This window comes from Ensifer sp. Root142 (assembly GCF_001426785.1).
GTDB lineage: Bacteria > Pseudomonadota > Alphaproteobacteria > Rhizobiales > Rhizobiaceae > Ensifer > Ensifer canadensis.
The window spans coordinates 291,614-304,711 of record NZ_LMFK01000044.1; the positions used below are offsets into that span (position 1 = coordinate 291,614).

Consider the following 13,098-nt stretch of genomic DNA (forward strand, 5'->3'; position numbering starts at 1 on the left):
TCAGGGCTGGCCCCACAAGGGCCGCCCTCTTCATGTGGCAACAAGCCTGCTCCAGCCACCGATGTCCGCTCAATCCAGCCGCTTGGCCGGATTGTCGCGATACCAGTCGACGATCATCGGCATCATCTCCTCGAACGGGCCGCCGACGAAAACATTGAGCAGGCCCATGCGCGACGTGCTCTCGTTGCGGAAGTCGTGCATCGTTCCGCGCGGGATGACACAGATCGATCCCTTCTCCATTTGGTGCCAGGTGTCGCCGACCAGGATGCTGGCGGTCCCCTCGATCACGTAGAAGATTTCGTCATTGTCGTCGTGCGTATGCGCCCCCGGCCCTTCGTGCCGCGCCTCCACCCACCATTCGGAAATCGAGAACCGACCTTGGGTCTCCGGGCCGTCGGCTTTGAACACGGCCTGTATCGCGCCCATGTCGTAGCGCCGGCCGCCGTCCGGCCCGTGCACGATCGATTGGCTTTCGCTCGGCATGGCATCCTCCTCATCGAGCGTTAAGACAGCAACCTTACCACGAAATCTGGAGACCGCGTCCACCCGCAAGCCGGAACGAAAAAGCCGCCCGCAACCGAAGTTGCAAGCGGCTTTCATTCCGGTTCGATGCCGCTTCCCATCAGCGATGGAAAGCGCTGTAGCCAGTCGCAGGCTTAGAGCTTGCCGCCCCGCTGCAGGATCATCATGAAGGTGTCGTAGTTGTATTCGGCGATCTGGGCGTTGAGGTAGTACTCGCCGCGGAATGCCTTGATCGAGTCCCAGATCTTCTTGAAGGTCGGGTTCGAAGCTTCCATTTCGGCATAGACTTCGTTCGCCTTTTCGAAGCACGCCGACAGGATTTCCGGGCTGAACGGGCTGAGCTTGGCGCCCGAAGCCACCAGGCGCTTGATCGCCGACGGGTTCAGGTAGTCGTACTTCTGCAGCATGTTTGCGTCGGTTGCGTGGCAGGCGGTGCGCAGCAGCGACTGGTAGTTCTTCGGCAGGCCGTCGAACGCCGCTTTGTTGAACATGGCGTGGACCGTCGGGCCACCTTCCCACCAGCCGGGATAGTAGTAGTAGGGCGCGACCTTGTAGAAGCCGAGTTTCTCGTCGTCATAGGGGCCGACCCATTCGGCAGCGTCGATGGTGCCCTTTTCGAGCGCCGGGTAGATGTCGCCGCCGGCGATCTGCTGCGGCACGACGCCGAGCTTTTCGACCACCTTGCCGGCGAAGCCGCCGATGCGCATCTTCAGGCCCTGCATGTCGGCAACGGTCTTGATTTCCTTGCGGAACCAGCCGCCCATCTGCACGCCGGTGTTGCCGCCGGGGTAGCCGACGAGACCCTGGGTCGCCAGGAACTCGTTGAATAGTTCGATGCCGCCGCCATGGTAGTGCCAGGCGTTCATGCCGCGCGCGTTGAGCGCGAAAGGAACGGCAGCGCCAAGCGCCCAGGTCGGGTCCTTGCCCCAGTAATAGTAGGCGACCGTGTGGCAGGCCTCGACCGTACCGGCAGCGGCAGCATCCGCAGCCTGCAGGCCGGGCACGATTTCACCGGCTGCAAAGACCTGGATCTGGAAATTGCCGTCGGTTGCTTCAGAGACATATTTCGAAAGGACTTCGCCGCCGCCATAGATCGTGTCCAGCGACTTGGGGAACGACGAGGCAAGGCGCCAGTTGATCTTGGGATTTGCCTGCGCGATCGCAGGCGATGCGAGCGCCGATGCGCCAGCCGCAGCCAGGCCACCGAGGCTTGCGTTTTTAATGAATGAACGGCGATCCATGGTTCCTCCCTATTTCCGCCGAGGCAGAATCCGGCGCAACCGTGGTCGCGCCTCCGCCCAATGGAACCTCACCGCCTTTGCGGCACGTGCGAGGCCCCGCTCCTCCTCCCAAAGCGTCGCGATCTCCAGGATTCGCTCGCTGCGCTTTAAGCTCTACTGCAGTTTCCTTAAATCCTATTCGATTTAAGAATAAAAACATGCAGCAATTCAAAGTGCTACAGCGACCTTTGCGTGTCTCATAAGACGCGCGGCGCTGTAGTTTCTGCAAAGCCGCTGCGCACGGCATGCTTTGGAGCCATCCGTGTCGCAGCGCGAACCGGTGGCATCGACGCACCTTACACGCTCACTTATGCATGTCCAGCGGACGCTTTCCGGCGCATATTCGACTTTTGTCTAATGCGCCGGAAAGTAATCGGAATTGCTCAAAATCGAGGCAAATCAATGTATTCGCAGGATCAGAGCTCGGCCGAAGAGGCCCAGAGATTGACGTCGGCTTCGCGCGCGTAAAGGTCGATCTCGGCCAGCTCTTCCGCCGTGAACGTGTCGTTTTCAAGCGCCTTGACGCAATCGACGATCTGCTCGGAACGGCTGGCACCGATCAGCGCCGAGGTGATGCGCCCGCCGCGCAGCACCCAGGCGAGCGCCATCTGCGCCAACGTCTGGCCGCGCTTTTCGGCAATGCCGTTGAGCTTGCGGATGTTGTCGATGATCGCCGGACGGATGAAGTCCTTCTTGAGGAAGTGGTTCTGTGCGGCGCGGCTGTCCTGCGGAATGCCGCCGAGATACTTCGTCGTCAGCATGCCCTGGGCGAGCGGCGAGAAGACGATCGAGCCGATGCCGAGATCTTCGAGCGTGTGCACGAGGCCGTCGTCCTCGATCCAGCGGTTGAGCATGGAATAGCTCGGCTGATGGATCACGCAGGGTGTGCCGAGTTCCTTCAGGATCGCGGCCGCCTCGCGGGTGCGCTGCGAGTTGTAGGAGGAAATCCCGACATAAAGCGCCCGGCCCGACCGCACGATATGGTCGAGGGCGCCGCAGGTCTCTTCCAGCGGCGTGTCCGGATCGAAGCGGTGCGAATAGAAGATATCGACATAGTCGAGCCCCATGCGCTTCAGGCTCTGGTCGCAGGACGCGATCAGATACTTGCGGCTGCCCCACTCGCCATAGGGACCCGGCCACATGTCGTAGCCGGCCTTGGATGAGATGATCAACTCGTCGCGCAGATGCGCGAAGTCCGTGCGCATGATCTCGCCAAAAGCGGTTTCGGCCGATCCCGGAGGCGGACCGTAATTGTTGGCGAGATCGAAATGGGTGATGCCCAGATCGAAGGCAGTACGGCACATGTCGACCTTGCGGTCGTGCGGGGTGTCGCCGCCGAAATTGTGCCAAAGCCCCAGCGAGATCGCCGGCAGCTTCAGGCCGGACCGTCCGACGCGGTTGTACTTCATGGTGTCGTAGCGGTTTTCCGCCGGTAGCCAGGTCATCGCAATTCCTCCGCGATCGGGTTTTGATGGCGAATAAGAGACCGCCATCCTGCAAATGAGAAAGGTTTCCGCGGCTGCGGAAACCTCTGTTCAGAAACGTCTAAACTGGTCCGATGCAGCTATGAAGCGGCAGCGGCACGATTTCCCGATATTTCTTCTTGAGGTTCGATGAGCAGCGCCCGCGCCTCCTCGATCCCGAGGGCTGCCGGCTGGGTGCAGGTGGTACTGAGTTCGATGAACCGCCCTTCCTCGCCCGACTTCAGGATCGATACCATCACGTCGACGCCGTGCAGCGCGCGGTCAAGCGAGCAGCGGGCATCGCGACCCTCGAGAATGGCGATCGCCATGTCGGCAAGGCCAGCCGTGCGGTAGTTCGCCATCGGGCCCTGCGGGTGCTCCTGGTTTTCGACGGCAAAGGGATGATCCCACATTTCCAGCGGCTGGATGTTCTTGTCCCGGCCGCTCGCTTCGACCTTGCCGCCGAAGAAGTTGGGATCAGGGACGAAAATCGAGCCCTCCGTGCCGTAGAGCTCCATATTGGCGTGGCGATGCGACCAGACATCCCAGCTCGCCGACAAGGTGATCGTTGCGCCGTTTGCGAACTCCAGCAGCGCATGGATGTTGGTCGGCGTCTTCACCGGGATGACCTCGCCGTTGCGCGGCTCGCTGGTAATGGTGCGTGTCGGATTGGCCATCGAAGACAGCGCTGCCACGCGCTTCACCGGACCGATGAGGTTGATCAGGTTGGCGATGTAGTAGGGCCCGAGATCGAGGATCGGACCGCCGCCGGGAAGAAAGAAGAAGTCCGGGTTCGGATGCCACATCTCCATGCCGGGGCTGAGCACGTGGCAGGTGCCCGACGTCACGCGGCCGATCTTGCCGGCGTCGATATAGCTGCGGGCAAGCTGGTGGGCGCCACCGAGGAAGGTGTCGGGGGCGCAACCGACCGTCAGGCCCTTGGCCTTGGCAAGGGCGCGGAGTTCCTCACCCTGCTCCAGCGAGAGCACCAGCGGCTTTTCCGAGTAGACGTGTTTTCCCGCTTCGAGAATACTCTTGGATACCGGGAAATGCGCATCAGGGATCGTCAGGTTGACGACGATATCGACATCCGGGTTGGCGAGAAGCGCTTCGATGCTCTGCGCTTTGACGCCATACTCAGTCGCCCGTGCTTCGGCTGCCGCCGGATTGATATCCGCGCAGGCGACGACTTTGATGCCCCTGAAAAGCGGGGCAAGCTTGAAATAGGTGGTGGAGATGTTGCCGCATCCGATGATGCCGACGCCAAGTTCCTTGGTCATGGATCTACCTGTTTTTCAGTAGGATTGGATGGAGGCGAGCGAGCGCTTGGCGAAGCGCTGGAAGTCACTCGGATTGTCGTGCTCGGCAATGAAATAGCGCGCCTTGGTGCCGGAGAGCGCCTGGAACAGGCCCTTCCAGTCGACCGTACCCTCGCCGACATCGGCCCAGCCGTCTTCGTCCTTTTTCTCGCCCGTCGGCGCGATGTCCTTCACATGCACGGCAGTGATCCGGTTGGCATATTTCTTGATCCAGGCGATCGGGTCGGCGCCGCCGCGGATGATCCAGGCGATGTCGGCCTCCCAGGAAAGATCCGGCCCACCCTCGAAGATCAGGTCCTGCGGAATGCTGCCATCCGGCAGGGCGAAGAATTCGAAGTCGTGGTTGTGCCAGCCGAAGATGAGGCCGGCATCGCGGTAGGGCTTGCCCGCCGCCTGCAGGCGCTCGCCGAAGGCGCGCCAGCCGGCCGCGTTCGTCGGGCGATGCTCGGGCAGGAGATAAGGGCAATAGATCGCCCGGATGCCGAGCGCCTTGGCGATTTCAAGCACCCGTGCCGGATCGCTTTCGAGCATATCCAGGCCGAAATGCGCCGTCGGCATGGCGAGGCCGTTCTCGTCGAGACCGTGCTTGAAGCTTGCGATCTCCGCATCGCTGAGCGCCGCATAGAGCGCGCCGTAACCTTCGACCTGGCTATATCCTGCCTCGCCGATCGCCTTCAGCACATCGGCGAAGGGCGGGAAGTTGCGGGCGCTATAGAGCTGAAAACTGACGTCTTTCATCGAAAATCCTCCTCGGGAAATCATCGTGATCGGTCTGATCGGCCAGGGGCGGGACGAGACCCGGCCGGGTTTTTCGTCATCCGGCCCTGAGCCAGGCGTCGTAATCCGACACCAGCAGATGGACGGGGGCTGTGTCCTCCTCGATCGCCGAGAAGCGACCAACGGGTTCGCGGAAGTAATTGTCGGTAAGGTCGTCGTTGACGGTCGAAACCTCGCCCATCAACACGTCTCCGTCTTCCGCCCAGAAGGCGTGCCAGTTGCCGGGCAAAAGCGTCACGCTTTCGCCGGGCATGAGTTTCAGGAGGTCGCCGGCCTTCAGCCGACGCAGGCGCGCATCGGTCGCTACCTCGACGTCGCTTTCGTCGTCGACAGAGCCGTCGGAGTGCGAATTGTACATCTGCAGCACCAGCGTGCCACCGCCACGGTTGATGATGTCCTCGGTCTTGGCGGCGTGGCGATGCAGCGGGTTGACCTGACCGTTGCGGGTGATCATCAGTTTCTCGGCATAGACCAAGCCCTGCCCCGTCGTCAGGTTCGAGGCATCGCCATTGCGCAGCGTGAAGAGCACGAGACCGACCTCATCGAAGCGGCCCTTGCCGTAATCGGTGATGTCCCATCCGAGCCGGGCATCGAAGATCGTCGGGCAATCCGAAGCGACGCGCGACTTCATTTCTTCCGGCGACCAATAGGCAAAGGGCGGAAGCACGAAGCCGAAGCTGCGCATGAAGGCATCGCTGCTGGCGATGATGTCATTGACGTGGCTGCGTTTCACGGTGGGTCACCCCTTTCCCTGGCAGGATTCAAGATCGAAGGCGGCAAAGCGCGGCACCGTGCCTTCGGCAAGTGATGTCTTCGGCGTGAAGCGGATGACCTTCGTTTCACCTGATGTGAGATCGAAGGCATTGTCGGCGTAGCGCCCGGCGACGTCGGCCTCGATCATCACATGCAGCGCCAGGCCACTCGCCTTGATCGAGACGTCGTAGGCGCCGTCGCCGATTGGCAAGACCTCAAGCGACAGCTTGGAGGGCTGAAGATCGAGAGCCTTATAGGTGCCCGGCACGTGATGGCCTTCGCCACGCATGCCGTTCGACGCCTCGAACGACCAGAACAACAGTGCGTTTTCGGGAATGTCGCGCGCCGCGATGCTCACCAAGGTCGCCGCGCGGTCCGGCGAGCAGGTGCCTGCTGCCGCCATCAGCGGCGTGCGCGCACCGTCAAGCGTAACGACGAAGGCCTGCAGTTCCACAGTCACCGGCGCGGCGGTGTCGTTGACCATCGAAAAGGTGATTTCCTTGCCGTCGGCGGACGGAATGGCGGCAACGGCCACCGGCTGGAAGAAGCGGCGCACCATGTAATGCATGGCCTTCCAGCTGCCGCCGTAGTCGAGGCTCGACCAGGAAGCGACCGGCCAGGTGTCGTTGAGCTGCCAGTAGAGCGTGCCCATGCAATGGGGCTTGAGCGAGCGCCAGTAATCGACGGCCGTGCGGATCGCCAGGCCCTGCTGGATCTGGCTGAGATAGACGAAGCTTGGGAAGTCCTTGGGGAAGCGGAAATAGCGGAACATCGTGCCGGCAATGCGCTCGTTGCCGCCGACGTTCTTCTGGTGGCTCTCGATCACCGGCGACGCGATGTTGAGGTCCTTCTCGGCAGCAAACTGCCGGATGACGGGCATGGAGGTATAGGACTGGAAACCGAACTCCGAGCAGAAGCGCGGGCGCACGGACCGGTAATTGTCGAAGGATTTGTTCTCGTGCCAGACCGACCAATAGTGCATGTCGCCGGAACCGTCGGAATGCCAGGCGTCGCCGAAATCGAGATAGCCGGAGGCCGGGCTTGAGGGCCACCACAGTGCGTCCGGCAGCGCCGCCTTCAGCGCAACTTCGACCGTACGGTTCAGGCGGTCATAGGAGACGAGATAACGGTCGCGATCCTTGCGCGGCTCGTCGAACCAGGTGAGCGCGCCCACCAGCTCGTTGTCGCCGCACCAGAGCGCGATCGACGGATGGGACGACAGGCGCTTGACCTGGTAGTCGACCTCGGCCGCGACGTTGTCGAGGAAATCGGGCGTCGAGGGATAGAGGTTGCAGGCGAACATGAAGTCCTGCCAGACCATCAGGCCCAGCCGGTCGCAGAGATCGTAGAACCAGTCCGGCTCGTAGAAGCCGCCGCCCCAGACGCGGATCATGTTCATGTTGGCGTCAAACGCTGAGCGCAGCAGGTCCTCGACACCATCAGGCGTCACCCGTGACATCAGCGCGTCGGCCGGGATCCAGTTGGCGCCCCGACAGAAGATCTCGCGGCCATTGACGCGAAAGGCAAAGCGGCTTCCCGCCTCGTCCTTGTCGGTCAGAAGCTCGATCGTGCGAAAGCCGATCTGACGCGTCACCTGCTCCTGTGGCACTTCCACGGTCAGCATCGAAAGGTTCTGCTCGCCGCTGCCGGCCGGCCACCAGCGTTTCGGCTCACTGACGGTAAAGACGTGGGTGATGCGGGTCTCGCCGGTGCCGACGGCGCAATCGAGCCGCTCCCTTTGGCCGTCGAGAGAGAAATGAACCGGGACGATGCCCGGACCATCGGCAAAGAGCGTGACCGTTACCTGCAGATCGACCGAGCCGTCGCCGAGCCAGATCTGCTTTGTCGTCACATGCTCGATGCGGGCGATCTCCAGCCGGCGCAGCGCCAGCGTACCGTAGACACCGAGCGGCGCAATCGCGATGTTCCAGTCCCAGCCGAAATGGCACTGGGGCTTCCTCAGCATGTTGCCGTTGGCGATCGGCGAATTTCCGGGGTGGTAGGGCACGTAGAAGGGCTGCGCCCTCTGCCGGCGTGCACCCTCTGATATCGAGGACGGCAGCACGATGCGGATACGGTTTTCACCGGCGACCAGCGTACGGGAGACATCGGGCCGATGACGGCGGAAGCAATTGTCGGCCTCGAGCACGAGCCGGTCGTTGACGAAGACCGAGGCGACCGTGTCGATGCATTCGAGGTCGAGATACCAGTAGCCGCCGAGATCATCCGCATCGATCGACACTGTGCGCTCGATCACCCAATCCTCGTGCGCCACCCATTGCACGTCATCCTCGTTGCGACCCACATAAGGGTCGTCGATGATGCCGGCCCTTTGCAAAGCCGTGTGCACGTCGCCCGGCAGCGCCATGGTCGTCGCGTGGCTTTTATCGCTGGAAGCGAGCTGCCATTCTCCCGCGAGGTCGAGATAGCAAGCGGTTCGATTCGGGTCCTGGGAGAGCATTTCCATATTCCGTTGATTGCCGGCGAAACTGCCGGCATGCCAGTGTGTCGAAACGCGCCGGATGATGAAAGCCGGCGCGTTTCCCCGTTGTTCAGAGACGATTTTCGCTGACCGCGTCGAAGATCGAGGCGACCGCCATGTCGAAGGAAAGCGTCACCGCCGTTCCCGGCTTGTAGCGGCGCTGGCCGCCGATGCGCACCGACATCGACTGGCCGGCAAGTTTCAGCCAGAGCAGGTTGTCGGCGCCCATCGGCTCCTCGATATCGACGACCGCCTGGTGCGACGGCTGGCCGTTCGGTGCCTCGTCGACACGCACATGCTCCGGCCTCAGGCCAAGGACGACCTTTTGGCCAGATTTGAACGGCCCGCGCGACGGATAGGCCGACACGTCGAAATCGACGCCATTGGCGCGCACGAAGGCCCGCCCATCCTTCAATTGCAGCTCGCCGCGGAAGAAGTTCATCGACGGCGAGCCGATGAAGCCGGCGACGAACAGGTTTTCCGGCGCGTTGTAGATCGTCATCGGATCGGCAAGCTGCTGGATGACACCGCTCTTCATCACCGCGATGCGGTCGGCTAGCGTCAGCGCCTCGATCTGGTCGTGGGTGACGTAGATCATCGTGTTCTTCAGGGACTGATGCAGCCGCTTGATCTCGACGCGCAGTTCCGAACGCAGCTTGGCGTCGAGGTTCGACAGTGGCTCGTCGAACAGGAACACGTCGACATCGCGCACCAGTGCCCGGCCGATCGCCACGCGCTGGCGCTGGCCGCCGGAAAGCTCGGCGGGCTTGCGCTTCAACAGCGGCTGGATCTGCAGGATCTCGGCGGCGCGGCTGACGCGCTTGTCGATCTCGGCCTTTTCGACCTTGGCCACCTTGAGCCCGAAGGAGAGGTTCTTCTCCACCGACATCTGCGGATAGAGCGCGTAGGACTGGAACACCATGCCGATACCACGGTCCTTCGGCTCCTCCCAGGTGACGTTCTTGTTCTTGATGAAGATCTGGCCGTCGCTGACGTCCAGGAGCCCGGCGATGCAGTTGAGCAAGGTCGACTTGCCGCAGCCGGATGAGCCGAGCAGCACCAGGAATTCGCCATCCTTGATGTCGAGGTTGAGCGTGTCGAGCACAGTGACGGCACCGAAGCTCAACGACAGATCCTTGACCGATACGCTGACGTTTTCCATGCCCTTACCCTTTCACTGCGCCGGCGGCGATGCCGCGGACAAAAAGCCGCCCGGAGACGAAGTAGACGAAAAGCGGCACGGCACCGGTGAGGATGGTTGCCGCCATGTTGACGTTGTATTCCTTCACGCCCTGTACCGAATTGACGATGTTGTTGAGCTGGACGGTCATCGGGTAATATTCCGGCCGGGTGAACACCACGCCGAACAGGAAGTCGTTCCAGATGCCGGTCACCTGCAGGATCATCGCCACCACGAAGATCGGCATCGACATCGGCAGCATGATGCGGAAATAGATGGTCCAGAACCCAGCGCCGTCGACGCGCGCCGCCTTGAACAATTCTTCCGGCAGCCCGGCGAAATAGTTGCGGAACAGAAGCGTCAGGATCGGCATGCCGAAGATGGTGTGAACGATGATCAGGCCGGTCAGCGAGCCATAGACGCCGAGCTCGCGCAGCACGATGACGATCGGATAGATCATCACCTGATAGGGGATGAAGGCGCCGACGATCAGGATAGTGAAGAACAGGTCGGCGCCCTTGAAGCGCCAGTTGGCCAGCGCATAGCCGTTGATCGAGGCAATCGCGATCGAGACGATGGTCGAGGGAACGGTGATGCGCACCGAGTTCCAGAAGCCGCGCGAAAGGCCATCGCAGTTGAGGCCGGTGCAGGCGCTCGACCAGGCCTTCACCCAGGGCTCGAAGGTGATTTCGAGCGGCGGCGCGAAGATGTTGCCGAGTCGGATTTCCGGCATGCCCTTCAGCGAGGTCATGACCATGACGTAGAGTGGCAGCAGGTAGTAGAGTGCCACGACAATCAGGGTGCCGTAGACCATGATGTTGCGGCCCGAAAGCGCCCGGCGCGGCTTGCGGCCCCGCGGGCCTGAAAGGGCAACGGAGGTCTTTTCCGCCTCGGGGTCGATACCGGCGGCGATGGCGTTGAAAGCGACGATCTCAGGCACGCTTGCGCCCTCCCCCAAATTCGAGATAGGCCCAGGGCACGATGATGATGGCGACGGTGATGAGCATCATGGTCGAGGCGGCAAATCCCTGGCCGAGATTCTGCGCCTGGAACATGTAGTCGTAGACGTATTTGGCCGGCACTTCCGAGGCGATGCCCGGGCCGCCGCTCGTCTGCGCCACCACGAGATCGTAAACCTTGACGATGCCGCTTGCGATGATCACCAGCGTGGTGATGAAGACGCCGCGCATCATCGGGATGATGACGAAGACATAGGTCTTCCACATCGGAATGCCGTCAACGCGCGACGCCTTCCAGATATCCTCGTCGATCCCACGCAAGCCGGCGAGCATCAGGCACATGACGAGCCCGGTCCCTTGCCACAGCGCCGCGATCAGGATGCCGTAAATGACGATATTGGAATTGTAGAGCGGGTCGAAGGCAAAACTCGTCCAGCCGAGAGAGCGCACCACCGACTGGATGCCGTATTCCGGGTTGAGCAGCCATTGCCACACGAGGCCCGTCACGATGAAGGACAGGGCGAAGGGATAGAGCATGATCGTGCGGAACGTGTTCTCGAAGCGGATCTTCTGGTCCATCAGCGCCGCCAGCAGGAAGCCGATGACCAGGCTGAAAATCAGCGAAAACAAGCCGTAGATCGCCAGGTTCTGCACCGACATCAGCCAGCGCGGCGCGGCCCACAGCCGCTCATACTGGTCGAGGCCAACGAAGGAAAGCCGCGGCAAGAGCTTGGAATTGGTGAAGGAATAGACCACGGTCCAGACCGTGCCGCCGAGGAAAATGACCACGGCCGTCAGGATCATCGGGATCGAGGCCAGCTTCGCATTCAGATTCCGCAGCCACTGGTTCGGCCGACCCGAACCGCGTGTGTGACCCATGTTTCGTTCCTCCGGAACTGCATTGGATTGCCGATGGCAGGCGGCGTCGATGACGAACGGATGTGCCGTCGCTCGAAAACCGCCTCGCCACGTTGAAGCCGTTCTCCCAATACGCCTGCCAGGCAAAGGCACGCTGGTCCGCCTGAACGTGTCGTGCCGAATGGGAGCCTTGGCCGACCCCGCCGAGGGCGGGGCCGACGGATCAAGGAAGCTCCATCAGTCCGCCGAAGCGATGATGTCGGCAAAGCGCTTCTGCGCTTCCTCCGGCGTCATGGAGGGGTTGGCGAAGAACTCGGAGAAGAGATCTTCCTTCTGTTTCTGGCTGTCAGCCGACAGAAGCTGGTCGGTCCACTGGATGACGTTGCCCTTGGCGAGGATGTCCAGGCCCTTCTTCATGCAGTCGTTGGCGGCAGCCAGATCGACATCGCCGCGCACCGGCAGCGAACCCTTCTTCAGGTTGAACGCCACCTGCGTCGCCGGGTTCAGGAGCGTCGATGCCAGCACTTCCTGGGCCTTGGATTTCTCCTCATCCTTCAGCACCGGGAAATAGAAAGCGTCGCCGCCCGTCGCGATGACTTCGTTGACGCCGAGGCCCGGCAGGCAGGTGTAATCGGTTCCGGCCTTCTGGCCGGCGAGCTGGAATTCGCCTTGCGCCCAGTCGCCCATGATCTGGCCGCCGGCCTTGCCGGTGATGACCATGTTGGTCGCCTGGTTCCAGTCCTGGACATTGGTGCCCTTGGACATGCGACGCGCGTCATCCGCAGCCTTGAACACCTTGGCAATTTCAGGACCGGCGGCCACTTCCTCGTCCTTGTCGCCAAAGACCTTGAGGAACGTGTCCTTGCCGGCAAGAGCGACGATGAGAACGTCGAAGGCACCGGCCGACTGCCACGGCTGTCCGCCGACGGCGAGCGGCACGATGCCGGCTTTTTCAAGTGCCGGTGCCGCTGCGACAAACTCGTCCCAGTTCTTCGGCACATCGACGCCGGCCTTCTTGAAGGCAGCGTTCGACAGCCAGAGCCACTGCCAGGAATGAATGTTGACCGGCGCGCAATAGACCTTGCCGTCGATGGTGCAGGAATCGAGCAGGCTCGCCGGCCTGATGATCTCTTTCCAGTTCTCCTTGGAGGCGACATCGGTCAGGTCGCGCATCAGCCCAGCCTCGACCAGTTCCTCTGCCTGGCGTCCATGGTTGAATTGCGTGGCACCCATCGGATCGCCACCGGTCAGGCGGCTGACCATGATCGGCCGCGCCGTGCTGCCGGCGCCGGCAATGGCACCGTCAACCCAGTGATTTCCGGTGGCATCGAACGCTTTTGCAAGCTCGGCGACCGCAGCAGCCTCCCCGCCCGACGTCCACCAATGCGTCACCTCGAGATCGGTTGCGTTTGCTGCACCAAATGGCAGCGCCACCGTCACCGCCAAAGCGGCCGCGAAAGAACGTAAATTCATGAGTCTCCTCCCTCACTGTAACGTTACCGTAA

General features: G+C 61.9%; 11 protein-coding genes. All 11 read right to left on the bottom strand.

Translation table 11 applies throughout. The features are described from left to right. Window positions 1–69: 69 nt before the first annotated feature. Window positions 70–483, bottom strand: coding sequence for a cupin domain-containing protein (locus ASD52_RS29935; protein ID WP_057214282.1), 414 nt, complete (start codon window positions 481–483; stop codon window positions 70–72). A 173-nt stretch (window positions 484–656) separates the two neighbouring features. Further along, complete coding sequence (locus ASD52_RS29940; protein ID WP_025427328.1) at window positions 657–1,763, bottom strand: TRAP transporter substrate-binding protein; 1,107 nt, start codon at window positions 1,761–1,763, stop codon at window positions 657–659. A gap of 455 nt (window positions 1,764–2,218) precedes the next feature. Then, window positions 2,219–3,247, bottom strand: a complete 1,029-nt coding sequence (gene mgrA / locus ASD52_RS29945) for an L-glyceraldehyde 3-phosphate reductase (RefSeq protein WP_025427329.1) — start codon at window positions 3,245–3,247, stop codon at window positions 2,219–2,221. A 119-nt stretch (window positions 3,248–3,366) separates the two neighbouring features. Continuing rightward, entirely contained in the window at window positions 3,367–4,545 is a 1,179-nt protein-coding gene (locus ASD52_RS29950) for a Gfo/Idh/MocA family oxidoreductase (protein ID WP_025427330.1), read from the bottom strand. Window positions 4,546–4,560: 15 nt separating this feature from the next. Continuing rightward, window positions 4,561–5,322: a sugar phosphate isomerase/epimerase gene (locus ASD52_RS29955; RefSeq protein ID WP_025427331.1), complete on the bottom strand. Its 762-nt coding sequence runs from the start codon at window positions 5,320–5,322 to the stop codon at window positions 4,561–4,563. A 76-nt stretch (window positions 5,323–5,398) separates the two neighbouring features. Next, window positions 5,399–6,094: a D-lyxose/D-mannose family sugar isomerase gene (locus ASD52_RS29960; protein ID WP_057226410.1), complete on the bottom strand. Its 696-nt coding sequence runs from the start codon at window positions 6,092–6,094 to the stop codon at window positions 5,399–5,401. Between the two features lie 6 nt (window positions 6,095–6,100). After that, window positions 6,101–8,575, bottom strand: a complete 2,475-nt coding sequence (locus tag ASD52_RS29965; protein WP_025427333.1) for a glycoside hydrolase family 2 protein — start codon at window positions 8,573–8,575, stop codon at window positions 6,101–6,103. 91 nt (window positions 8,576–8,666) lie between these two features. Continuing rightward, window positions 8,667–9,758 carry an ABC transporter ATP-binding protein gene (locus ASD52_RS29970; RefSeq protein WP_057208724.1) on the bottom strand — a complete coding sequence of 364 codons (1,092 nt, stop codon included), beginning with the start codon at window positions 9,756–9,758 and terminating at the stop codon, window positions 8,667–8,669. Window positions 9,759–9,762: 4 nt separating this feature from the next. Further along, on the bottom strand, window positions 9,763–10,590 hold the full coding sequence (locus ASD52_RS29975) for a carbohydrate ABC transporter permease (RefSeq protein WP_225906378.1): 828 nt from the start codon (window positions 10,588–10,590) through the stop codon (window positions 9,763–9,765). A 118-nt stretch (window positions 10,591–10,708) separates the two neighbouring features. After that, window positions 10,709–11,614 (bottom strand): sugar ABC transporter permease, encoded by a 906-nt coding sequence (locus ASD52_RS29980; protein ID WP_025427336.1) that lies wholly within the window; start codon window positions 11,612–11,614, stop codon window positions 10,709–10,711. 216 nt (window positions 11,615–11,830) lie between these two features. Continuing rightward, window positions 11,831–13,066 (bottom strand): ABC transporter substrate-binding protein, encoded by a 1,236-nt coding sequence (locus ASD52_RS29985; RefSeq protein WP_025427337.1) that lies wholly within the window; start codon window positions 13,064–13,066, stop codon window positions 11,831–11,833. Window positions 13,067–13,098 lie beyond the last annotated feature (32 nt).